The organism is Dyella mobilis (assembly GCF_016904945.1).
In the GTDB taxonomy this organism is placed as follows: Bacteria; Pseudomonadota; Gammaproteobacteria; order Xanthomonadales; family Rhodanobacteraceae; genus Dyella_B; species Dyella_B mobilis.
In genome coordinates this window covers 598,863-622,698 of record NZ_JADIKF010000040.1, presented here as the reverse complement: position 1 = coordinate 622,698, position 23,836 = coordinate 598,863, and the positions used below count along the sequence as shown (strand labels likewise).

13 protein-coding genes are annotated in these 23,836 nt (G+C 62.3%); 6 read left to right on the top strand and 7 right to left on the bottom strand.

What is annotated here, in order from left to right:
• Positions 1–7: 7 nt before the first annotated feature.
• Positions 8–1,198, bottom strand: coding sequence for an efflux RND transporter periplasmic adaptor subunit (locus ISS99_RS19110; protein ID WP_204633198.1), 1,191 nt, complete (start codon positions 1,196–1,198; stop codon positions 8–10).
• Between the two features lie 511 nt (positions 1,199–1,709).
• On the opposite strand from ISS99_RS19110, the gene ISS99_RS19105 reads away from it, so the two are divergent.
• From ISS99_RS19105 to ISS99_RS19095, 3 genes are all read left to right on the top strand, one after another.
• On the top strand, positions 1,710–6,632 hold the full coding sequence (locus tag ISS99_RS19105; protein WP_204633197.1) for an NAD-glutamate dehydrogenase: 4,923 nt from the start codon (positions 1,710–1,712) through the stop codon (positions 6,630–6,632).
• A 108-nt stretch (positions 6,633–6,740) separates the two neighbouring features.
• Positions 6,741–7,502, top strand: coding sequence for an NAD kinase (locus tag ISS99_RS19100; RefSeq protein ID WP_204633196.1), 762 nt, complete (start codon positions 6,741–6,743; stop codon positions 7,500–7,502).
• Between the two features lie 13 nt (positions 7,503–7,515).
• Positions 7,516–8,445: a 5'-nucleotidase gene (locus ISS99_RS19095; RefSeq protein ID WP_204633195.1), complete on the top strand. Its 930-nt coding sequence runs from the start codon at positions 7,516–7,518 to the stop codon at positions 8,443–8,445.
• Between the two features lie 80 nt (positions 8,446–8,525).
• Here ISS99_RS19095 and ISS99_RS19090 read toward each other — a convergent pair whose 3' ends face one another.
• The 6 genes from ISS99_RS19090 to ISS99_RS19065 all read right to left on the bottom strand — a co-directional run bounded on the left by ISS99_RS19090 (position 8,526) and on the right by ISS99_RS19065 (position 19,764).
• On the bottom strand, positions 8,526–9,404 hold the full coding sequence (locus ISS99_RS19090; protein ID WP_204633194.1) for an aldo/keto reductase: 879 nt from the start codon (positions 9,402–9,404) through the stop codon (positions 8,526–8,528).
• An 8-nt stretch (positions 9,405–9,412) separates the two neighbouring features.
• Complete coding sequence (locus ISS99_RS19085) at positions 9,413–10,864, bottom strand: efflux transporter outer membrane subunit (RefSeq protein ID WP_204633193.1); 1,452 nt, start codon at positions 10,862–10,864, stop codon at positions 9,413–9,415.
• Positions 10,861–14,166, bottom strand: a complete 3,306-nt coding sequence (locus tag ISS99_RS19080; protein ID WP_204633192.1) for an efflux RND transporter permease subunit — start codon at positions 14,164–14,166, stop codon at positions 10,861–10,863. The genes ISS99_RS19085 and ISS99_RS19080 overlap by 4 nt, the downstream gene beginning before the upstream one ends.
• 19 nt (positions 14,167–14,185) lie before the next feature.
• Complete coding sequence (locus tag ISS99_RS19075; RefSeq protein ID WP_204633191.1) at positions 14,186–17,293, bottom strand: efflux RND transporter permease subunit; 3,108 nt, start codon at positions 17,291–17,293, stop codon at positions 14,186–14,188.
• Positions 17,294–17,311: 18 nt separating this feature from the next.
• Complete coding sequence (locus ISS99_RS19070; protein ID WP_204633190.1) at positions 17,312–18,571, bottom strand: efflux RND transporter periplasmic adaptor subunit; 1,260 nt, start codon at positions 18,569–18,571, stop codon at positions 17,312–17,314.
• 299 nt (positions 18,572–18,870) lie between these two features.
• Positions 18,871–19,764: a DMT family transporter gene (locus ISS99_RS19065; protein WP_204633189.1), complete on the bottom strand. Its 894-nt coding sequence runs from the start codon at positions 19,762–19,764 to the stop codon at positions 18,871–18,873.
• A 299-nt stretch (positions 19,765–20,063) separates the two neighbouring features.
• On the opposite strand from ISS99_RS19065, the gene ISS99_RS19060 reads away from it, so the two are divergent.
• From ISS99_RS19060 to aldA, 3 genes are all read left to right on the top strand, one after another.
• Positions 20,064–21,245 (top strand): porin family protein, encoded by a 1,182-nt coding sequence (locus ISS99_RS19060; RefSeq protein ID WP_204633188.1) that lies wholly within the window; start codon positions 20,064–20,066, stop codon positions 21,243–21,245.
• A 27-nt stretch (positions 21,246–21,272) separates the two neighbouring features.
• On the top strand, positions 21,273–22,262 hold the full coding sequence (locus tag ISS99_RS19055; RefSeq protein WP_204633187.1) for a LysR substrate-binding domain-containing protein: 990 nt from the start codon (positions 21,273–21,275) through the stop codon (positions 22,260–22,262).
• A gap of 145 nt (positions 22,263–22,407) precedes the next feature.
• A complete protein-coding gene (gene aldA, locus ISS99_RS19050; RefSeq protein WP_204633186.1) occupies positions 22,408–23,832 on the top strand; it encodes an aldehyde dehydrogenase in 1,425 nt (474 codons plus the stop codon).
• Positions 23,833–23,836: the final 4 nt, after the last annotated feature.

Sequence of the window (23,836 nt, the reverse complement as noted above, 5' to 3'; positions counted from 1 at the left end):
GTTCTCCTTACTGATGGCCAGCAGCGGCGGGGGCCGTGCCGGTGGCCGCCTGGTCAGGCGTCCATGGCTGGGCTTTGGCGGGCGCGCCGGGTTTGACGGTCTGGACGCCCGACACGATCACCTGATCGCCGGCATCGAGGCCGCTGGTGACCACCCAATCGTTGCCGCGCATGTTGTCGGCCATCACGCGCTTCTGGGCCACGTTGCCGTCCTTGCCCACCACCAGCGCATAGGCGCCGGCGGGATCGCGCTGGATGCCCGCCTGCGGAATCAGAAACACCTTGTTGAGTTCGCCCATGTTGGCCGTGAGGGTCACGTACATGCCCGGCAGCAGGCGCTTGTCGGGGTTGGGGACCTGCGCGCGCATGTTGATGGCGCCGGTGGTCGGGTTGACGATTACCGAGGAGTAATCCAGCGTGCCGAGCGCGTCGTACTTGCTGCCGCTGGGCAGGGTGAGCTGCACGGTGGTGTTGCTCTGGTCCGCCAGCGACACGCTGCCGGCGTGCTGGGCATGCTGCAGGGTATCCAGGTCGGCGGCGCTGAGCGTGAAGTTCACGTACATCGGATCGACCTGGTCGACCGTGGTCAGCAGGGTCGAGCCGGAACCGGCATCGGAGGTGCCGTTGCCCACGATGGCGCCTTCGGTCACCTGCTGTTCGCCGGCGCGGCCGGCAATGGGCGAGGTGATGTTGGTGTAGCTGAGATTGACCTGGGCCGTCTGCACGTTCGCCTGCGCCTGCTTCACGGCAGCCTGCGAGGAGCGCTCGGTGGCTTCGTCGGTATCCAGCTGGGCTTGCGAGATATAGCCCTTGGGCACCAGCTGGCGGTCGCGGTTGGCCACGACGTGAGCGTTGGTATAGGTGGCCTGGGCGGATGCCAGCGCAGCCTCGGCGGCGGTCAGCGCGGCCTTGTAGGTGGCCGGGTCGATCTGGAACATCAACTGGCCCTGCTTGACGTCCGTACCTTCGGTATACACGCGCTTGAGCAGCAGGCCCGACACGCGGGCGCGCACGTCGGCGCTGCGGAAGGCGGATAGGCGGCCGACCAGGTCTTTGCTGAGCGGTACATTCTGCGGTTGGGCTTCCACCACGCCTACGGTCGGCGGTGGCATCTTGGGCGGCCCTTGCTCCTTGCCGCAGGCGGCAAGCGCCAGCAGGCTCAGGCACAGCACCGGTGTGCGCATTGGCGTCGACTTCATGAGAACTCCATGACTAGCGTAATCGGGGGTAGGGGGTGGCGGCGGCCGATCGAATGGCCGATCAGACTTGCCGGAAAATCTTACGTTTATCTATCGGATGAGGGCCGCTTTTGTCCTGTGTCATTCGTCCCGAGGAAGGGGCGTCAGCAAGACTATACCGATCAGTTTACAATTTATTCGCGGTGCGAATCCAGCCCCGGGCGATCATGACTGACGGCAGGGGCGCTCTTGAGATCATCCCTGACAAACCGCTTGTTATTTGTCCAAGGCAAGGCAGCCGCGAAAAAAGTGCCGGGCAGACAGGTTTTATACACCTTGCAGCTTCGCAATGGGTTGATGACCGAACAAAGACCGCATTACGTGACTGCGCGCTGATCCACGCGTTTGCGAGGGCGCGCGTTGTTGCGCTGCCGATGGATTCAATGCAGCGCGAAGCGTATGCTTTTAAGGCTTTCTGCTCCATTCCCGTCCCTTTTCAGTCTTACCCGTCTCCACTTCTTAAGTAGAAGCCATGAATGCGATCCGTGCGGCCAACGACATCCCCCTCGCGTCTGTCGTGCTCGAAGAGTTGAAGAAATCCGGTTTTCCGACCAAGCGCCTTGATGAGGCGCAATTTTTTATCAGCGCCTTTTTCTCGCGCATTGCCAGTTCCGATATCGACCTGCACACGCCTGCCGAATGGGCCTCGGTGATGGCAGGTCTGCTCGACTTCATGCAGCAGCGTCCGACTGGGCGCGCCGTGGTGCGCATCGCCGACGCCGGCCATGCAGCACGCAGCGCCGTCGAGATCGTTACCGACGACATGCCGTTCCTGGTCGATACGGTCAGCATGGTGTTGACGGCACATTCGCCGATCCAGGCCGTGATCCACCCGGTGGTAAAAGCGACCCGCGATGCGAATGGCCAGCTTCAGCGCCTCGGCGACGAGCAAGGCACCCCTGAGTCGGTCATGCATTTCGAGCTGGACCGCGTCGACGGCGATGCAGCCCAGGCGCAGCTGAAAGGCCAGGTAGAGGCTGCGCTGGAAGATGTGCGCGCCTCCGTGCGCGACTGGGCCGGCATGCGCGACAAGGCGCTGGCCATCGCCACCGACCTGCCCAACCGCAAGCTGCCGCTGGATGCTGCCTCGATCAACGAAGCCAGCGAATTTCTGCGCTGGCTGGCCGACGACAACTTCACCTTCCTCGGCTACCGCGAATACGAAGTCACCCAGGCGGGCGGCGACGAAGTGCTCAGCCCGGTCGAAGGATCGGGACTTGGCATCCTGCACGGTCGCGAGCGCTCCGTGGCGCCGCGCTCGCTGCGCAGCCTGGCGGCGCACGATTTGCCGCAGTCGGGTTCTTACGACGCCATCATCCTGACCAAGACCAATGCACGCTCGCACGTGCATCGCGCCGGCAACATGGATTACGTGGGCGTGTTGAAGTTCGACGCCAACGGCAAGCCGGTGTCGGAGCAGCGCTTCCTCGGGTTGTTCACGTCCAACGCCTATATGACCCGTCCGCAGGACGTGCCCATGGTGCGCCAGCGTGTGGAGGCCGTGTTGGCGCGCTCCGGTCTCAAGCGCGATTCCTACTCGGGCAAGTCGCTCCGTCACATTCTGGAAACCTTGCCGCAGGACGAGTTGTTCCAGTCCGGCGAAGACGAGCTGTTCACCACGGCGACCGGCATTCTCGAGTTGCAGCAGCGCGCCAGCGCCCGCCTGTTCGTGCGCCGCGACCGCTATGGCCGTTTCTTCACCTGCCTGGTGTATGTGCCGCGCGATCGCTTCAGCACCACGGTGCGCGAGCGCATCGAGGCGATGTTGCGCGAAGTCTTCCACGGCGAAAGCGTGGATTCCAACGTGCTGATGGGCGAGTCGGCGTTGGCGCGCCTGCACGTCACCGTGCGTCCGCATCCCGGCGACCAGCCAGCCTACGACGTGCAGAACCTGGAAACCCGCCTGTCGCACATCGTGCGCAACTGGCAGGACAGTCTGCGCGACAGCCTGATTGCACACGCTGGCGCTGCGCAGGGCGTGGCCCTGCTCAATCGCTTCGGCAAGATCCTGCCGGCCGGCTATATCGAAGACGTCTCTCCTGAAGTGGCCGCGCACGACATTGCCGCGCTGGCCGGGCTCAAGAGCGACGATTCGATTCATCTCAATCTTTACGAAGATCCGCGCGATCAGAGCCTGCGTTTCAAGGTGATCCACGTTGGCGCGCCGATTTCGCTCTCCGATGCATTGCCCATGCTGGAAAACATGGGCGTGCGCATGCTCGCCGAACACGTCTACACGCTGGAAAGCGAAGGCCGCACGCTCACCATTCACGACTTCGAGCTGAAACCGAAGGCGCCGCTGGCATTCGAACTGGCGCACCTGCGCGAGCGTTTCGAGCGCAGCTTCGAAGCGTTGTGGCGTGGCCAGGCCGAAAGCGACGGCTTCAACAACCTGGTGTTGTCGGCGCAGGCCGATTGGCGCCAGGTCGCCGTGCTGCGCGGCTATTGCAAGTATCTGCAGCAGGTGGGCATTGCCTTCTCGCAGAGCTACATGGAAGAGACGCTCAACCGTTATCCGGCCATCGCCGGCGTGTTGATCGAGCTGTTCAACGCCAAGTTCGACCCGCATCGCGAGCAGCTCGGCGCCGCCGAGCTGGAAAAGGCCCAGGCCGATTTGCGCCGCGAAATGCATGCGCTGATCCCGGCCGAAACGCAGAAAGCCAAGCCTGAGCTGATCGACGGCATGGTCAATGTGCTGGCGCAGCCGCGCGAACAGCAAGTGCACGTGCTGTGGGAAGCGCTGAAGGCGCTGCTCGACGATGTGGCCAGCCTGGATGACGAGCGCATCCTGCTGAGCTTCATGAACACCATCCGCGCCACCCTGCGCACCAGCTTCTACCAGAAGTGGGATGGCGCGCATCGTCACTACATCAGCTTCAAGTTCGACTCCAAGCAGGTGCCGGACGCACCCAAGCCGGTGCCGTATCGCGAAATCTTCGTGTACTCGCCGCGCGTGGAAGGCATCCATCTGCGCTTCGGGCCGGTGGCTCGCGGTGGCCTGCGCTGGTCGGATCGCCGCGAAGACTTCCGTACCGAAGTGCTGGGCCTGGTGAAGGCGCAGATGGTGAAGAACACCGTGATTGTGCCGGTCGGCTCGAAGGGCGGTTTCTTCGTCAAGCATCCGCCGGTCGGCGGCGACCGCGATGCGCAGCTGGCCGAAGGTATCGCCTGCTATCGCCTGTTCATCAACGGCCTGCTGGACATCACCGACAACCTGGTGGAAGGCAAGGTCGTGCCGCCGCACGACGTGGTGCGTCACGACCAGGACGATCCGTACCTGGTGGTGGCCGCCGACAAGGGCACGGCCACGTTCTCCGACATCGCCAATGCGATCTCGATCGAGCACGGCTTCTGGCTGGGCGACGCCTTCGCCTCCGGTGGTTCGAACGGTTACGACCACAAAGGCATGGGCATCACTGCCAAGGGTGCGTGGGAGTCGGTGAAGCGCCACTTCCGTGCGCTGGGCCGCGACTCGCAGAGCGAAGATTTCACCTGCGTCGGTATCGGCGACATGTCCGGCGACGTGTTCGGCAACGGCATGCTGTTGTCGAAGCACATCCGCCTGCTGGCGGCGTTCGACCATCGCCACGTGTTCCTCGATCCCAATCCGGATACGGCGAAGTCCTTCGCTGAGCGCGAACGTATGTTCAAGCTGCCGCGTTCAAGCTGGGAGGATTATGACAAGTCGCTGATTTCTGCCGGTGGCGGCGTGTGGCCGCGCAGCGTGAAGTCGATTCCGATTTCGCCGGAAGTGCGTGCGGCGCTGAGCCTGAAGGCCGATGTGCAGCACCTGTCGCCGAACGATCTGCTCAATGCCATTCTCAAGGCGCCGGTCGATCTGCTGTGGAACGGCGGTATCGGTACGTATGTGAAAGCGACCAGCGAGACGCATGCGGACGTGGGCGACCGCGCCAACAACGGCCTGCGCCTCAACGGTGCGGAACTGCGTTGCAAGGTGGTCGGCGAGGGCGGCAACCTGGGCTTCACCCAGAAGGGCCGTATCGAGGCCGCGCAGCACGGCGTGCTGCTGAACACCGACTTCATCGACAACTCCGCTGGCGTGGACACCTCCGATCACGAGGTGAACATCAAGATCCTGCTCGACGACGCCGTGCAGCGTAACGAGATCACCGTCGACGGCCGCAACAAGCAGCTCGCCTCGATGACTGACGAAGTAGGCGAACTGGTGCTGTGGGACAACTACCGCCAGAACCAGGCCATCACCTTGATGGAACACCAGTCGGCCAAGCGCCTGGGTTCGATGGCGCACTTCATTCGTACGCTGGAGGGCGAAGGCCTGCTCGATCGCCAGGTGGAAAACCTGCCGAGCGAAGCCGAGCTGACCGAGCGCAAGACGCGTAGCCAAGGCATGACCCGTCCGGAACTGTCGGTGCTGCTTTCTTACGACAAGATCCGCCTGTTCCAGCAATTGCTGGAGTCGGACGTGCCGGAAGATCCGTACCTGTCCAAGGAACTGGTGCGCTATTTCCCGGCACCGCTGCACGACAAATACGCCGAGCACATGCAGCGTCATCGCCTGAAGCGCGAAATCATTGCCACCGCGGTGACCAACTCCACCATCAACCGCATGGGCGCCACCTTCATGATGCGCATGCAGGAAGATACCGGGCAGGGCCCAGCGGCGATCGCCAAGGCTTATACCGCTGCGCGCGAAATTCTCGGCGCGCGCGACCTGTGGGCGCAAATCGAGGCGCAGGACAGCAAGGTGGCCGAGAGCACGCAGGTCGATGCGATCCTGCAGATATGGTCGCTGCTGCGCCACATCACGCGCTGGTTGCTGAGCCGTCCGGGCGGCACGCTGGAAATCGCCGCCAACGTGGAGCGCTACCAGGCTGCCGTGGCCGAACTCAGCGCCACGGTTACGGATGCGCTGACGCCGGCTGGCAAAGCAGACTTCGCCACCAGCCAGGAAAAGTGGGAAGGCCTTGGCCTGCCGACCGAACTGGCTCTGCGCCTGGCCAAGCTGCCGGAACTGCGCGCCATGCTCGACATGGTGGAAGTGGCCCAGCAGAGCGGCCAGCCCATCGCCAAGGTCGCCAACGTGTTCTACGAACTGGGCCAGAGCCTGGATCTGGAATGGCTGCGCGGCCAGATCGAAGCCCTGCCGGTGGATGGTCATTGGCATGCGCAAGCACGCGGTTCGCTGCTGGATGAGCTCAACCATCAGCACCGCGCCCTGGCTACGCAGGTGTTGGCGCTGAATGGCGGCTCGAAGGACGTCTCGCCGGTGCAGGCATGGCTGGATCGCGACGATCCCACGCTGAAGTACACGCGCAGCATGCTGGCGGAAATCCTCACCCAGAACGCGGATTATCCGATCGCATCGGTGGCGGTACGTCGTCTGGCGCAGTTGGCGCAGGTGCCGGTAGGCTGACAGCACGCATCAGCGTCAGGGTAGTGTGCAGAAGGGCAAGGCCGTCATGGCCTTGCCCTTCGTCGTATCGTAAGCTCCAGAACACGACCCTCATCGAAGACGGATCTTATGCGCCTCGCGTTTGTCGCCAGCGAAACCAACGTGGCCCAGCAAGCTCGCCGCAAACTCGTGGATCGTTACGGCGACGTGCCCGCTGTCGAGGCGGAGGTGATCGTTGCCCTGGGCGGCGACGGCTTCATGTTGCGCACCTTGCACGCGCATCGCGCCATTGCCGTACCGGTCTACGGCATGAAGCTGGGCCGGGTCGGCTTTCTCATGAACAAGTACAAGCTCGAAGAGCTGCCCGAGCGCATCGCGCGCGCGCACACCGCCGAATTGTTTCCGTTGGAAATGGTCGCCACTGACAGCGATGGGCAGACCCGCACGGCGCTTGCCTTCAACGAAGTGTCGTTGTTGCGTCAAACCAACCAGGCCGCGCACCTGGAGGTAAGGCTCAACGATGACGTGAAGCTGGCCACCCTGGTCTGCGACGGCATCCTGGTTTCCACGCCGGCCGGCTCCACGGCCTATAACCTGTCGGCGCACGGCCCCATTCTTCCACTCGATGCCAACGTGCTGGCGCTGACCCCGATCAGTCCGTTCCGCCCGCGCCGTTGGCGCGGCGCCATCCTTCCGCATCGCACCCAGGTGAGCCTGCGCGTGCTGGATTCGGGGAAGCGCCCGATCAGCGCCACCGCCGATTTCCTGGAAGTGCGCAACGTTCGTACCGTGGACATCCGCCAATCGCAGGAACGCGGCGTGCGCTTGCTGTTCGATCCGGAGCACAATCTGGAACAGCGTATTCTGGATGAGCAATTTGCCGCCGATTGAACTCTTTTCGACCATGACCCGTTCTACTTCTTCTGTCCACGATGCTCGCTCGGCGACCGACAACAAGCTGGTTGTCGCGATTTCGTCGCGCGCCTTGTTCGATCTGGGCGACAGCCACACCCTGTTCGAGCGGCAAGGGCTCGATGCCTACCGCGCTTTCCAGATCGAGCACGAGAACGAGATCCTGCAGCCTGGCGTAGCGTTTCCGCTGGTGCAGAAACTGCTCGGCCTGAACAAGCTGGCGGGCGACTTGCCTCCGGTCGAAGTCATCCTGTTGTCGCGCAATTCCGGCGACACCGGCTTGCGCATATTCAATGCCATCCAACATTACGGCCTGGAAATCAGCCGGGCGGCCTTTACCAGCGGTGCCCCGACATCGGATTACATAGCGCCGTTCAAGGCGGATCTGTTTCTTTCTGCCAACGCCGAAGACGTTGGCAGGGCATTGAAGGCGGGCGTGGCCGCCGCCACCATTCTGCCCTCCGTGGCGCCGCCCAGGGCCAGCGAGCAATTGCGCATTGCGTTCGATGGCGACGCGGTGATTTTCGGCGACGAAGGCGAGCGTGTGTCGCGGGAAGAAGGCCTTGAGGCCTTCCATCGCAGCGAAACCGAGCTGGCCGACGAGCCGCTGTCAGTGGGTCCGTTCCGCGGCTTTCTCACTGCGGTGCATCGCTTGCAGGCGGCTTTCCCTGCAGAGAATTCGCCCATTCGCACTGCTCTGGTGACGGCTCGTTCCGCCCCCGCGCACAAGCGCGTCATTCTCACCCTGCGCCGCTGGGGCGTGCGCATCGACGAGGCCTTGTTCCTCGGTGGGCGCGACAAGGGACCGTTCCTCGACGCTTTCGGCGCCGACATCTTCTTCGATGACTCGCCGGCTAACGTCGAATCGGCACGCAAGCACGTAGCGACCGGTCACGTACCGCACGGCGTGAGCAATCCCTGATCGTGCAATGAGCCGCAGAGCCGTTGGTTGGGTTGGCGCAGCGTAATCCAGTCGTTTTGCGACGGCTGTTGCCGGTGAAGTCAGGGCACCGAATGGCCCTTGCAGGCGGTCCAGATGGCATACCAGTCTTCCGCATCGAGGCGGACGTTCAACGCAGCGACCGCATCGCGCAGGCCCTCGACGCGACCGGTGCCGGTAATCGGGCACGGGCGTGACGGATGGCGCAATATCCACGCGAAAGCGAGTGTGGTGACGCTGATGCCGTAGCGCGCAGCGATGGCAGACATTTCGGCTCGTACGCGTTGAGCCGATACATCTTCGCCGGTAAATAGACGGCCGCCAGCTAGCGGCGACCATATCATCGGGCGCAGGCCGAGCTGTTGTGCCTGATCCAGCGTGCCGTCGTCCAGCGCATGGGTTTGCAGCGGCGACAATTCCACTTGATTGGTTTGCAGGGGATAGTGCTGGTTCAACAAGGCAAGCTGACTGCAGCTGTGGTTGGAGACACCCCAATGCGCCACCTTGCCTTCGCGGGTGAGCGCGGCAAAGGTGTCCGCCAAATTCGCTGCATCCATCAAATAATCCGGGCGGTGGATCAGTACCAGATCCAACTGCTCGGTATGCAGGTTGCGCAAGGATTGTTCTACCTGCGTTCGAATGTACTGCGCGCCGGTGTCGTAGTAGTTCACCCGATACGGCCGTTGCCCGGAGCGCAGCCGAATACCGCATTTGGTGATCAATTGCATGCGTTGGCGCAGCGCAGGCATCGCTTTGAGCGCCTCGCCAAACAACGCTTCGGCACGGTAATCGCCGTAAATATCGGCATGGTCGAACGAGGTGATGCCAAGCTCCAGTGCCTGCTCGATCCAGCGGACGCGCGCGGCGACATCAAGGTGCCAGTCCGCGATGCGCCAAAGTCCTGCGACAATGGTGGATAGTTCGAGCCGCTCTGTCGACATACTGGACATCAACGTGCGCTACCGGATGATTTGGAGTCGCTGAGCTGGCCGGCCGACCAGCCGCCGCCGATATCGCCGATCAGCGACACCGTATCGACCAGGCGTTGCTGTTTGACGCTCAGCGCGCTTTGCGCCGTACTCAATTGAGTGGCCTGGGCAGTGGCTACGGTGGTGTAGTCGACGGTGCCGGCTTGATATTCGTTCAGCGCGATCCGTGCACCCTCCGTGGCGTTCTTGGCAGCATCGTCCACCACTTCGGCTTGCTGGGCCAGAATGCGCAAGCCGGAGAGATCGTCCTCGACATTCTGGAAGGCGGTCAGCACCGTGCCGCGATAGTTCGCAACCGAGCCTTCATAAGCGGCCTTGGCCGCAGCGACTTCGCCGTGGCGCGCGCCGAAGTCGAACACGGTTTCATCCACATTCGCCCCCAACGACCAGATGTGGTTGGCCAGGTGCAGCAGACCGGCCAGCGGCGATTGCGAGAAGCCGTCTGCTGCCGACAAGGAGACGCTCGGGTAGTACGCGGCTACGGCTACGCCCACCGCGGCATTCTGCGCGGCCATCTGGCGTTCCGCGACGGCAATGTCTGGACGGCGCTGCAGCAGCGTGGAGGGCACACCGACCGGTATGTCAGGTAGCGTGGGGAGTGTCGTGCCGGTTGGAATATCGAGCTCTTCCGGGTTCTTTCCGACCAGCACCGCAATGGCATGCGCGTAGTTGGCGCGCGCGATGCCGAGCGCTATCAGGCTGGCCTTGGCGTTTTCCAGTTGCGTGCGTGCGGCAATGACATCGGAGGGTGCAGCCGTGCCCGCCGTGCCCTGGTTTTCCACGACACGCAACGATTCGGTATAGGCATCGACGGTTTTCTGCAGCAGATCGGTATTGGCATCCGTGATGCGCAACTCGATCACGGCAGTGGCCAGTGCGACCTGTTCGGAAAGCGTGGCGTTGGCAAGCGTCGCCTCGCTGGCCTGAGCGGTGGCCTTGTTTTCCTCGATCGTGCGGCGAACCTTGCCCCACAGGTCGGGAGCCCAGCTGATATTGCCTTCCACCGAGCCGGAGGTGCTGATGGGGCTGAGATTGGCATTCAGGCTGGTGCTGCTGTGCGCGGAGCGCTGCTTGCTGCCGGAGCCTTCCAGGCCGATGGTCGGGAACAAGGAGGCGCGCGCGACTTTTACCTCGGCCAGGGCCTGCTGGTAGTTGGCGTAAGCCTGGCGCACCGTCTGGTTGGAGACCGATACCTGCGGCTCGAGTTGGTTGAGCAGCGGATCATTGAATCCGGTCCACCAGTCGCCTTTGGGCGCTTCGGCCGCCGGTGCGGCCTGCGACCAGCCCGGCAGTTCTTTGTATTGAGCGGGAACCGGCACCTGGGGGCGATGGTAGTCAGGGCCTACCATGCACCCGCTGAGCAACATCGCCAGCGAGGCGGCCAGAGCTGTGTGGTGAGTCTTCATCGTCATGCGCTCGCGTCCGATCTGTTCCACGGCAAGGTGGCGGCCCACTTGGCGAGTCGCGCGCGCAAGCGATCCAGGAATAGGTAGATCACCGGTGTCGTGTACAGCGTAAATACCTGGCTGAGAATTAAGCCGCCCATCACCGTGATGCCGAGCGGTTGGCGCAGCGACGCGCCCTGGCCGATGCCGATCGCCAGCGGCACGGCACCGAGCACGGCAGCCGCGGTGGTCATCATGATCGGCCGCAGGCGGACCACGGCCGCATCGTGAATGGCCCTGGTCGCCTCGTAGCCTTCGTCGCGCTGCAAGTGAATGGCGACGTCGATCATCATGATCGCGTTCTTCTTCACGATACCGATCAGCAGAATGATGCCGATCATCGCGATCACCGAGAACGGCGTGCCGAAAATCAGCAGCGCCAGCGTCGCGCCGATGCCGGCGGAGGGCAGGGTGGACAGAATGGTGATCGGATGCACCGTGTTCTCGTACAGCACGCCGAGCACGATATACACCGCACCCAATGCCGCCAGAACCAGCAGCGGCATGGTCGACATCGATTGCGAATAGACCTGTGCCGCGCCTGCCGTGGCGCCGTGGATGGAAGCGGGCATGCCCAATTCCTGCATGGTCTGGTTGATCGCTGCCAACGCATTGCTCAGCGATCCGCCGGGCGGCAGGTTGAACGAGATCGTCGCGGCAACCAGGCCGCCCTGGTGGCTGACTTCGGTGGCCGTGTGATTGTTGGTGTAGCTGGCCATGGCGGTGAACGGCACCATGGTTTCCTGCGCGGTACTGTCGGCGCTGCCGCTCGATGCACCGCCCTTGGAGTTGGAAATGGCGTTGGTGAGCTGGTTGGCCTGCGCGTTCGAATTGAGCGAGTTGGTGGACGCTGCACTCTTGCTGGCGCTCACAGCCGCGAAGCCCTGCACACCCGAAACCGTGCTTCCCGGCATCTGCGTTTGCTGCGTACCGGAGGGGTTGCCGGCGGCGGCGCTGAAGAACATGCGATCCAGCATCTGCGGGTACTGCCAGTATTGCGGCGCAACCTCCATCACCACGTAATACTGGTTGAGCTGGTTATAGACGGTGGAAACCGTGCGCTGGCCGAAGGCGTCATACAGCACGGCATCCATCTGGTTCGGTGCAAAACCGTAGCGGGCCATGGTGGCGCGGTCGAAGTTGACGTAGGTCTGCAGGCCGTTCTGCTGCAGGTCCGAGTTCACGTCTTGCAGCTGGCCACGCGATTTGCCGAGCGCAGCCACCAGTTTGGGCACCCACGTGAATAGCGCATCGGGATCGTCGCTGGTCAGCGTGTACTGATATTCCGCCGCTGAAGAGCGTCCGCCGATGTGCAGGTCCTGCGCCGCTTGCATGAACAGTTTGGCGCCGGAGACGGCGTTGAGCTTGGGTCGCAACCGGTCCACCACCTGCGCGGCGGACAGTTTGCGTTCGGCCAGCGGCTTGAGTTCGACGTAGACGTTGGCGGTGTTCAGCGCGCGGCCGCCGGTGAAGCCGGCCACGGATGCCACGGCAGGATCCTTCTGCACGATGGACTGCAATTGCGCCAGCTTCTTTTCCATCGCCTGGAAGGAGATGCTCTGGTCGGCGATGATCTGCCCCATCAGGATGCCGTTGTCCTGCTCGGGAAAGAATGTCGAGGGCACCAGCTTGATCAGGAACACGTTCAATACGATCAGGCCGATCAGCATCAGGCCGACCATCAAGGCATTGTCGAGTACCTTGGTCAACGAGCGCGAATAGGCATCCTTGAAGCGGTCGAACTGCCGTTCGTACCACAGCGCCCAGCGTGCCTTGGAATGCATGGCGGCGCCGGGCTTCAACACATAGGCGGCCATGGCCGGCGTTACCGTCAGCGAGATCACCATCGACAGCAGGATGGCGGTCGACAAGGTGACGGCGAATTCGTGGAACAGCAGGCCGATGATGCCGGGCATCAGCAGGATCGGCAGAAATACCGCGATCAACGACAGGCTCATCGAGATCACGGTGAAGCAGACTTCGCCGCTGCCTTTCAGGGCCGCTTCGCGCACATCCATGCCTGCTTCGACGTGGCGCACGATGTTTTCCAGTACCACCACTGCGTCGTCGACCACGAAGCCGGTGCCGATGGTCAATGCCATCAGGGACAGGTTGTCCAGGCTGTAGCCCATCAGGTACATCGGACCGAAGGTTCCGATGATGGACAACGGTAGCGCTACCGCTGGAATCAGGATCGCCCGCGGCGATTGCAGAAACACGAACACCACGCCGATCACCAGCAACACGGCCATGAACAGCGTGCGTTCGGTGTCGCCCACCGCGGCATTCACCGATTGCGAGCGGTCGATGGCAACGCCGATGTGTACGTTGCGCGGCAGCGTAGCCTCGATCGCAGGCAGCACTTTGCGTATCTCGCCCACGGTTTTGACGATATTGCCGCCAGGCAGCGGGAAGACGATCACCAGCACCGCGGGCTGGCCGTTATACAGGCCCAGGTTGCGGAGATTCTCCGCCGAGTCTTCGACATCGGCCACGTCGCGCAACAGGACCGGCGAACCTTTGCGGTACGAGACCACTAGATCACGGTAGGGCGCGGCTTTGTTGATCTGGTCGTTGGAAGTCACTTCGTAGCGCACGCCATTCTGGTCGATGTGACCTTTGGCGCTGTTGGCGTTGGCCGAACTGATGGCTGCGCGCACGTCCTCCAGACCGATGCCGTAGCTGTTGAGCTGATCGGGCTGCAATTCAACGCGCACAGAGGGCAGGGCGCTGCCGCCCAGCGTGATCTGGCCCACGCCATCCACTTGCGACAGCTGTTGCTGGATCACCGAATCGGCCGAGTCGTAAAGCTGTGCGCGAGTCAGTGTTTTGGAGGTCAGCGCCAGCACCATGATCGGCGAATCGGCCGGGTTGTACTCGCGATAGGTCGGGTTATTGCGCAGCGTGCTTGGCAGGTCCGCGCGTGCGGCCTGGATGGCGGCTTGCACATCGCGGGCCGCACCATTGATATCGCGGTTCAAACCGAACTGCACCACGATCCGCGCAGAGCCGACGTCGCTGGTGGAGGTGAGTTCGGTGACGTCGGCAATCGTGCCGAGGCGCTTTTCCAGCGGCTCGGCAACGGTGGAGGCCATGATCGACGGGCTGGCGCCGGCCATGCTGGCCTGTACCACGACCACCGGATAGGTGACGTTCGGCAGAGGCGCCACCGGCAGGCGGAAATACGCCAGCGCGCCGGAGAGCAGGATGGCGATCGCTAGCAAGGTGGTCGCCACCGGCCGCCTGATGAAGAGCGCGGAGATGTTCACGTGAGTTCACCGCGAATCTTCATGCCGCACCATCCTCCGCTTCCAGCGAAGGCTTGCGCTGGAAGCGTTGCGCAAGCCGGTCGAAGAACAGGTAGATCACCGGTGTGGTGAACAAGGTCAGCAACTGGCTCAGTGCCAGGCCACCGATGATCGCAAGACCCAGCGGGCGGCGCAGTTCCGAGCCCGTTCCGGTACCCAGCAACATCGGCAGCGCGCCGAGCATGGCGGCAAGGGTGGTCATCAAGATCGGGCGGAAGCGCAGCAGCGAGGCTTCGAAGATCGCCTCGGCGGGCGGCTTGCCGTGTTCGCGTTCGGCTTCCAGCGCGAAGTCCACGATCATGATCGCGTTCTTCTTCACGATGCCGATCAGCAACACAATGCCGATGATGCCGATCACGTCCAGGTCTGCCCCCGCAACCATCAGCGCAAGCAGCGCGCCGATGCCTGCCGAAGGCAGGGTGGAGAGAATGGTTACCGGGTGGATGAAGCTCTCGTACAGCACGCCGAGCACGATATACACCGCCACCAGTGCGGCAATCAGCAGATAGACCTCGCTGGAAAGCGAATCCTGAAATGCCTGCGCCGCACCCTGGAACGAGGAGTTGATCGAGGACGGCAGCTTGACCGCGGTCTCCGCCTGGTTGATCTCCTCCACCGCCTTGCTCAGCGATGCATCCTTGGCGAGGTTGAAGGAGATGGTGACCGAGGGGAACTGGGCCAGATGGCTGATCACCAGCGGTGACTTGGTCACCTCGATCTTGGCGATGGCCTTGAGCGGCACCTGGCCGCTGCTGCCGGTCTGGCTTGGCAGGTACAACTCGCCCAGCGATTGCAGCGTCGGCAACTTCTCCGGCTTGGCCACCAGGATCACGCGGTACTGGCTGGATTGATCGAAGATGGTCGACACGATGCGCTGGCCCAGCGCGTCGTACAGCGCATTGTCGATGGTGGCCGCCGTGATGCCGAAGCGCGCGGCCAACTGGCGGTTCACCTCGACGTTGACGCTCAAGCCGTCGTTGTTCAGATCGCTGGTGACATCGGTGATCGACTTGATCTGCTTCATGCGATCGATCAGTGCCGGCACGTATTTCTGGAATTCGTCCTGGCTCGGGCCGCGCAGCACGAACTGGTACTGGTTCGGCGAGACGGTGGTGTCCAGGGTCAGATCCTGCTCGGGTTGCAAGTACAGCTTGATACCCGGAACGTCCGCCACCTCGGTCTGGATGCGGCGGGCGATTTCCGCCGCGGTTTCCGAGCGGTCGTCGCGCGGCTTGAGGTTGATCAGGAATCGGCCGTTGTTGAGCGTGGTATTGGTGCCGTCGATACCTACGTAAGAGGTCAGGTTGACCACGTCCGCGTCTTTCAGGATCGCCTGGGCCAGGGCGGCCTGGCGATCGACCATGGTGTCGTAGGACACCGAGTTGTCGGCGATGCTGATGCCCTGGATCACGCCCACGTCCTGGACCGGAAACAAGCCCTTGGGAATGATCACGTACAAGATGCCCGTGATGGCCAGCGTCACCACGAAGATGACGAGCGTGGCGGTCTGGTGACTCATCACGAAGCGCAGTCCGCGTTCGTACGCTGCCAGGGTTTTGTTGAACAGGTTTTCGCTGATGTGTTCGAAGCGGCTGGGGTGGCGCTGGGATTCGGCGCGCAGAATGCGTGCGCACATCATTGGCACTAGGGTCAGCGAAACGATGCCGGAAATCACGATGGTGACGGCCAGCGTCACCGCGAATTCGCTGAACAATCGCCCGATGACGCCGCCCATGAACAGCAGCGGGATCAGTACCGCGATCAGCGACACGGTCAGCGACAGAATGGTGAAGCCGATCTGGCCTGCGCCGATCAACGCGGCATTCAAAGGCGTTTCGCCTTCCTCCAGATAGCGCACGATGTTTTCGATCATCACGATCGAGTCGTCGACCACGAAACCGGTGGCGATGATCAGCGCCATCAGCGAAAGGTTATCGATCGAGTAGTTCAGCTCATACATCATCGCCAGCGTGGCGATCAGCGACACCGGCACCGAAATGCTGGGGATGATGGTCGCCGGCAAGTTGCGCAGGAACACGAAAATCACCAGCACCACCAGCATCACGGCAAGCACCAGCTCGAATGCCGCGTCGGCCACCGAAGAACGGATGACGCCGGTGCTGTCCGAAACGATCTGTACCTGCATGCCCGCCGGCAGCGTGGATTCGAGTTGCGGCAGTTCTTTCTTGATCTGATCGACTGTCGCGATCACGTTGGCGCCCGGTTGGCGCTGCACGTTGAGTACGATGGCCGGTGTTCCGTTGTACCAGGCCCCTTGCTCGGTATCCTGGGCGGCCTGGGTGACGCGAGCGACATCCTTGAGGAACACCGGCGCCCCGTTCTGGTAGGACACCACCGTGTTCAGGTAATCCTTGGGGTCCTGGATCTGATCGTTGCCGTTGATCGTGTAATCCAGCTTGGGGCCGTCGAAATTGCCTTTGGGCTGGCTCACGTTGACGTTGGCGAGCAGGGAACGCAGGTCGTCGATATTGAGCCCGTAGGAAGCCAGCTTCTGCGGGTCCGCTTCGACGCGCACCGCCGGTACATTGCCGCCAGCCGGTGTAACCAAGCCCACGCCTTGCACTTCCGAAATCTTGGTACCCAGGCGGTTGTTGGCCACGTCCTGCAACTGCGGCAGCGACATCGATTTGGAAGTCACCGCCAAAGTGAGAATCGGCTGGTCCGCCGGATTGACCTTGGCGTAGGTGGGCGGCGCGGGCAGGCCGCTGGGCAGCAGGCTGTTGGCCGCGTTGATGGCCTCCTGGACGTTCTGCTCGGCAACGTCCAGGTTGAGCGCGAGATTGAACTGCAGCGTGATGACCGACGCGCCCGCGGAGCTGCTTGAGGTCATCTGCTGCAGGCCGGGAATTTCACCCAGTTGCACTTCCAGCGGTGCGGTGACCGTGGTGGCCATCACGCTCGGGCTGGCACCGGGATAGAAGGTTTGTACCTGGATCGTCGGATAGTCCACATCCGGCAGCGACGACACCGGCAGGAAGCGCATCGCGACCAGGCCTACCAGCACCAGGGCAATCATCAGCAATGACGTTGCCACCGGCCTGAGCACGAACAGGCGGGATATGTTCATCGGATCGCTGCCCGCCGATTACGAGTTGGAAGCGGCGGAATCGGAGCCGTGATTCCGCTTGCCGCCGTGATGGGGGGCTTGCGCCGACGATGCAGCGGAAGCCGGCGCTTCGTCGCTGCCTTGCGGCTTCGCCTTGGCGATCTTGATCTTGGCGCCGTCGTTGAGGCGATCCATGCCGTCGGTCACCACCGTCTGTCCGGCGGAAAGACCGGAGAGGATGACCGTGTTTTTGCCGTCGCTCGGGCCCGGCGTCACCTTGTGAACCGAGACGGTATCGTCGGCATTGACCAGATAGACATAATCGCCGGGCGCGCCGCTCTGCACGGCGGGCGTAGGCACCAGCACCGCCTGCTTCAGGGTGTCGACCAGCAGTTGCGTGTTGACGAATTCGTTGGGATACAGCGACTCGTCGTCGTTGGGGAAAGTGGCACGCAAGGTGACCGTGCCGGTACTGGTTTCCATCTGGTTGCTGATGGCATACAGCGTGCCGGAGGCGAGCTGCTTGGTGTTGTCGCTGTTGTAGACGTCGACCGGCAGTTTTGCGCCGGAGTTGAAGCGCTGCAGTACCTGGCCGAGCGAATTTTGCGGCACGGTGAATTGCACCGTGGTGGGCTTCATAGTGGTGATCACCACGATCCCCGGCGAGCTGGACGCGGTGACATAGTTGCCCGGATCAACCAGTCGCAGGCCGACGCGGCCATCGACAGGTGCGGTGATGTGGCAATAGGCAAGATCCAGTTCGTATTGCGCAATGGATGCCTGATCGGCTTTCACCGCGGCCTCGTCTTGCGCCACGGTGAATTTCTGGTCCGCGTAAGTCTGCTCGGCGATCGATTTCTGTTGGTGCAGTTGTTCATAGCGGGCGAGGTCGGTGCGAGCCTGGTCGAGGCTGGCTTGATCCTTGGCCAATTGCGCCTGGGCTTGCTGCTTGTCGATCTCGTACTGGCGCGGATCGATCTGGGCCAGAAACTGGCCTTTTGTCACGTCCTGGCCTTCCTTGTAGCCCACCTCGGTCAGGTAGCCGCTCAGTTGCGGCAGCACGGTGACCGTGGCCACCGGCGTAACGGTGCCCAATTCATTGAGCACCACGGGCATATCGCCCAGCGTCGCCTTGGCTGCGCTCACGACTTGTGCGGGGTTGCCGGTGCGGGCCGGCTTGGCGCCGAAGATGAGATGAAACAGCACGAGAAGCACGATCGCTACGATAACCACCACAGCGACCAGCGGGCCGCGTTTCTTGCGAAAGTGTCCGGCGGCGCGCGGGGGGTAGACACTCATAACCATCTCCAGATAATCACTCCTGAGTCTACAAGAGCGCTTTCAGTTGTCTAAACGAGGCTGTAGGGGGCAGCGGGCGGGCCGTCAGCACGACGGTCAATGCCCTCTTAACGGTCCATTGTTCAGCTGGTTGACACATAGGCGGCTATTTTGCCGCCATCATGCATTTGAGCGAATCAGTGCATTCAGGCTGGTTTTATCTAGCGAGCCACGCTCCATTGTGATGACTTTTGGCACGTGGCTGCACTGCGAATAGGCCTATTGCAAATGGGAGAGCGTTGTGGCGCCCCCTTTTGCGGTCAACGGCCTGTCACATCGGGGACCACCTTGGTGCGCTTCCACCAGCCGGTGACCTTTTCCTCGCGCACCAGCGTGAACAGGCCGGCACCGAGAATCATGGTGATGCCGATCAGCATCGGCCCGTCGAGTTTGTCGCCGAACAACCAGTAACCGAATCCGATGGCCCAAAGCATCTGGCTGTATTGCGTGGGAGCCACCCGGTTGGCGTGTGCGATCAGCGTGGCATACATCAGCAATACGCCGGCCAGTGCCGCCAGCAAGCCGTAGCCGGCCAGCAACATCCATTGGTGCCAGTCGGGCCACGCAAAGTGCGGAATCATCAACAGGCCGCCGGCGATCATCGGCCCCATCACGCCGGCGCCGTAGAGGCAGACGCGTTTTTCGTGCGGTCCGGCTACACGCAACGCCACCACCGAGCACGCCGCGAACAAGCCGCACACGATGCCGGCGATATCGCCGGCTCCCAGCGCGCGGAAGCCGGGACGCAGCACCACCAGCACACCGGCAAATCCGACAAACACCGCGGTCCAGCGACGCCAGCCGACGTGCTCTTTCAAAAACAGCACGGACAACACCGTGACGAAGATCGGCATCAGAAAGATCATCGTGAACACTTCGGCCATCGGCAGCAGGGTAAATGCGATGACCGACGCAATATTGCCGCCGGCGCCGGCAGCGGCGCGCACCCACCACAGCGACGGCCGGCGCGCCACCACGACGTCGCGCCAGCGGTCCCCTTTGCCGATGATGAAAGGCAGTGCCGCCAGGCCGAACACGGCACCAAAGAACACCGATTCATACGGCGGGATCGAACCGTGCAGCGATTTGACGAAGGCATCGCTGATTGCGTAGGCCGCGAACGCAGCGAAACCGAGGAGCACGCCTTTGATCATGTGACGTCCGTGAAGATGGGGAAGGGGGCGCGCAGCCCTTATAGGAATCTCTCCATTTTGCCGGGTCTTTGAGTCAAAAACGATGACTGTCGGATGCTTTTGCGCGTAGTCCCATAGCCGAGCCGTTGCCGACATCCACACCATAAGGCTCCGCCTTTTTCCGGCGGGGCGTATGGATGGCCGATCCGGGCAGGCATCGGCTTCCTGGCCGCGGTAAGCCCTGGCTTACGCCGGTTCAGTACCCAGCCGGCTTCCATCGCCTTGCCTCGACCATGGCCAAGCTAAGGGATGCAACTACCGTGGCCCATCGACGATTGCCGGCGCTTGCCGCCGGTCTGCTTTCTCCGGTCCTGATCGGCTTCAGCGCTGATGCGCTGGCGGTCAAGGTAACCGACAATCTCGATCTGGGCGGCGCCTTGCGCGTTCGCCTTGATAACGATCCTGGCCGCGGCGTGCACGAGATTGGCCTGGATACCGTCATGTTCAGTGCAAAATACGACTCGGACAGCTGGATCGGCGCTGCACGCTACCGCTTTTATGGCAAGTCATACCCCTATCAATACGTGCGCCGTTTCGGCGACATTTCATTCGCCGAGTACGCCTGGATCGGCTACAAATTCGACAGCCGGAAACAATTGCAGCTCGGCCTGAACCAGGTTCCGTTCGGTCTGCAGCCCTATTACAGCAGCACCTTCTACGAAACCCTGGGCAATGTGATCGGCTTGGAAGACGTGTGGCAACTGGGGGCAAAGTACATCCAGAGCGTGGACGACTGGAATTTCCAGTTCGGCTATTACGTGCGCGCGGCCTGGCCGGGCGCAGGCACGAGCAACGGTTCAACCTACTCGATCGTGGTGACGCCAGCCGACCCCGGTGTCGCCGGAGGCAGCCGCAATGACGAGCGCGGCCTGGCTATCGCCCGGGCTGCCCGCAAGGTGGACATCGGCCACTTGAAAGGCGAGGCCGGTGTGTCGGTCATGAGTTCCAGCCTTTACAACCGCGATACCCATCGTTACGGGCGGCGCAACGCCTTTGCCGTGCATTACGCCGCGAACCAGGGGCCCTGGGGCGTTCAGTTGCAGTATGCGCGCCAGCAGATGTCGCCGAGGAATCCCGGCGACAACGGCACGGTCAGCTTCGGCGGGTACGACGGCAGCTTCAACGTCGCCAGCAGCGGCAACTTCTATACCGGCGATCTCAGCTACTCGTTGCCGGGCGCTTATGCCGGAGGCTGGATAAGCGGCATGAAGCTTTATGCCAACTACAGCCTCTACGAAAAATCCCGCAACGATTTCCGCAATTCGCAGCGCTTCATTCTTGGCACTTCCTTTACTTTGAAAAAAGTGTGGATTGCCGTCGAATGGTTGAATGGGCGAAACGACCCCTACCTGGGCGGTAGCAGCTACGCACAAAGCGCGGCAGCGGGGGGCATCAATGGCTGGAAAGGCCAGTTCTACACCAACATTGGCTATTACTTTTAGTTGGGCGTGAAGCCAGGGAAGGCGCGCATGAAACGCAAGATGCCCATGCTCAACGCGCTCAAGGTGTTCGAGGTGGCGGCCAGCTTCGGCAATTTCACGCGTGCCGCCGAGGTGCTCAGCGTCACGCAAAGCGCCGTCAGCCGGCAGGTGCGCCAGCTCGAAGATCAATTGGGCGAGACGCTGCTTGAGCGACATCACCACCACCTTCACCTGACCCCTGCGGGCCGCTTGCTGCTCAAGGCACTGCAGCAATCGTTTGACGGTATCGAGCTGACCGTTCGTGCCATTCAGCAGAAGCAGCACCTGAATCGCCTGCGCGTCAACGCACCCCCGACTTTCGCCATGCGATGGTTGGTGCCACGGCTGGGCAGCTTGCGTGAGCGTCATCCCGAGCTCGAGATAACCGTTACCAGCGCCCTGCAGGATACGCTGGTCGAGTCGGGTCAGCTCGATTGCGCCATTCGTTTCGGTAATGGTGAATGGGACAATCTCGAGAGTTCGCTGTTGCTGCACGAGCAGCACATTGCCGTGTGCGCACCCTCGCTTCTGAAGGGGAGGGCACACGACCAGCTTGATCTTTCCCACCTGACGTTGCTGCACGTGCTGTCCCGGCAGAACAAGCGCTACATGACGTGGCAGCACTGGCTGGATGCATCCGGCATCAGCGGCATCGATCTGCGCGGCGGCTATGAGTTCGACTTGCTGGACATGGCCATACGCGCCGCCACAGCGGGATTGGGAGTCGCCATTGTCGACCGCCACGTGGTGGCGCAGGAACTGTCGGACGGCCGTCTGGTGCAATGGCTTGACGTGCAGGTGGAAGGCCATCAGTCGTATTGGTTCGTGACTCGTCCCGAGCAGATGCTGAGTCCGGCCGCGGAAAAATTCAGGGTTTGGTTGCTGCAGGAAGTGGCTGCGTGCGACCGCAGCATGACGCATTTGCGCGAGCCGGCGCGGCCGGGGCAACGCTGGAGTGTTGCTCGCGATGGCGAAACGCATCATTCCTTTTTTGAATGATTCCCCAGCGAATTAATCGTTTGTGAGCCGGCTCCGCCGTCGCTCAATCTCTTTTGAGAATTGGGGTGCCGAGGCTGCTTCTCGCGCACATTTAAGTCCAAGTCGGGCTGACCCGAACCTCAGGTCACAGCGAGCGAGAACACTCATGCGCAACGAGCGGAACTTCATCGACGGCTTTTTCGTCGACACGGGCGGCGAGCCGTCCATCGCCGTGTACAACCCGGCAACGGGAGAACGCATCGGGGAGGTCGACGCGGCAAGCCCCGCACAAGTGATGGCTGCGGTGGCCGTGGCCTCGCGAGCCCAGCGCGAATGGGCGCGGCTTCCTTCCGCCGAGCGTGCTCAATACATGCGCAAGCTGGCCGATGCGCTGGTGGACAACGCTGCGAGCATCGGGGGCGCCTTGGCCGACGAATCGGGCAAGAGCCTGGTGGACGCCAGCAACGAAGCGATTTATGCGGCCGAAATCACCCGTTACCACGCCGAATGGGCTCGCCGCATCGAAGGCGAAGTCATTCCCAGCGACAGCCAGGACGAAACGATCCTGCTGCAGCGCGAGCCAATTGGCGTGGTCGCTTGTCTCATTCCCTACAATTTTCCCGTCTACACGTTGATGCGGAAGATCGCGCCGGCGCTGATTGCCGGCAATACCGTGGTCGTTCGCCCCAGCAACAACACCCCGCTAAGCGCCTTGGAAATTGCGCGTGCGGTGGAGCAGGCGGGGATTCCCGCTGGCGTGGTGAATATCCTGGCCATGCAACATGCACAGGCCGCTCAGCTTTGCACACAACCGGGCATCGGCATGATCACGCTCACCGGCAGTGTGGGCGTCGGCCGCATGGTGCTGGAATACTGCAAGGAAAATATCGCCAAACCTTCCTTGGAACTAGGCGGGAAAACGCCGGCGATCATCGAGCCGGATGCAGACCTGGAGCAGGCTGCCGCGGCGATCGTTGCATCCAAGACCACCCATTGCGGTCAATTGTGCACGGCGATCGAACGCGTCTACGTACAGGCCAGCGTGCACGATCGCTTCCTGGCTTTGCTGCGCGAAAAGTTCAAGGCCGTGCGCATCGGCGACCGTGCCAAGGATCCCGGTCGCATGGGGCCGCTGGTTACCGACCGCGCGCGCCAGGAGATCCACGCCAAGGTGCAACGTGCGATCGCGGCAGGTGCCGTGCTCGAGGCAGGTGGCGTGATGCCTGAAGGCCCTGGTTTCTTCTACCCCGCCACGCTGCTCAGCCATTGCAAGCAGGACATGGAAATCGTGCAGGAGGAAACCTTCGGTCCGGTACTGCCGATACTTCGATACGACACGCTGGATCAGGCCGTGGCGATGGCCAACGACCATCAATTCGGGTTGTCGTCGGTGCTTTATACCGAGCGATATCGCTCGGCGCTAAAGGTCGCCAATCGCATCGAAGCGGGCGAGCTCTACGTGAACCGCACGCCGGCGGACCCTTATCAGGGCTTTCACGCCGGATGGAAACGCTCCGGCCTGGGCGGCGACGACGGCAAGCACGGCATGCTGGAGTTCACCCAGACGCGCCTCGTGGTCATGAGGTACTGAGCGC

Coding starts and splice junctions, on each gene's coding strand:
- ISS99_RS19105 (WP_204633197.1), top strand. CDS start 1,710: ATGAATGCGATCCGTGCGGCCAACGACATCCCCCTCGCGTCTGTCGTG.
- ISS99_RS19090 (WP_204633194.1), bottom strand. CDS start 9,404: ATGTCGACAGAGCGGCTCGAACTATCCACCATTGTCGCAGGACTTTGG.
- ISS99_RS19065 (WP_204633189.1), bottom strand. CDS start 19,764: ATGATCAAAGGCGTGCTCCTCGGTTTCGCTGCGTTCGCGGCCTACGCA.
- aldA (WP_204633186.1), top strand. CDS start 22,408: ATGCGCAACGAGCGGAACTTCATCGACGGCTTTTTCGTCGACACGGGC.
- ISS99_RS19095 (WP_204633195.1), top strand. CDS start 7,516: ATGACCCGTTCTACTTCTTCTGTCCACGATGCTCGCTCGGCGACCGAC.
- ISS99_RS19075 (WP_204633191.1), bottom strand. CDS start 17,293: ATGAACATATCCCGCCTGTTCGTGCTCAGGCCGGTGGCAACGTCATTG.
- ISS99_RS19085 (WP_204633193.1), bottom strand. CDS start 10,864: ATGACGATGAAGACTCACCACACAGCTCTGGCCGCCTCGCTGGCGATG.
- ISS99_RS19070 (WP_204633190.1), bottom strand. CDS start 18,571: ATGAGTGTCTACCCCCCGCGCGCCGCCGGACACTTTCGCAAGAAACGC.
- ISS99_RS19100 (WP_204633196.1), top strand. CDS start 6,741: ATGCGCCTCGCGTTTGTCGCCAGCGAAACCAACGTGGCCCAGCAAGCT.
- ISS99_RS19110 (WP_204633198.1), bottom strand. CDS start 1,198: ATGAAGTCGACGCCAATGCGCACACCGGTGCTGTGCCTGAGCCTGCTG.
- ISS99_RS19055 (WP_204633187.1), top strand. CDS start 21,273: ATGAAACGCAAGATGCCCATGCTCAACGCGCTCAAGGTGTTCGAGGTG.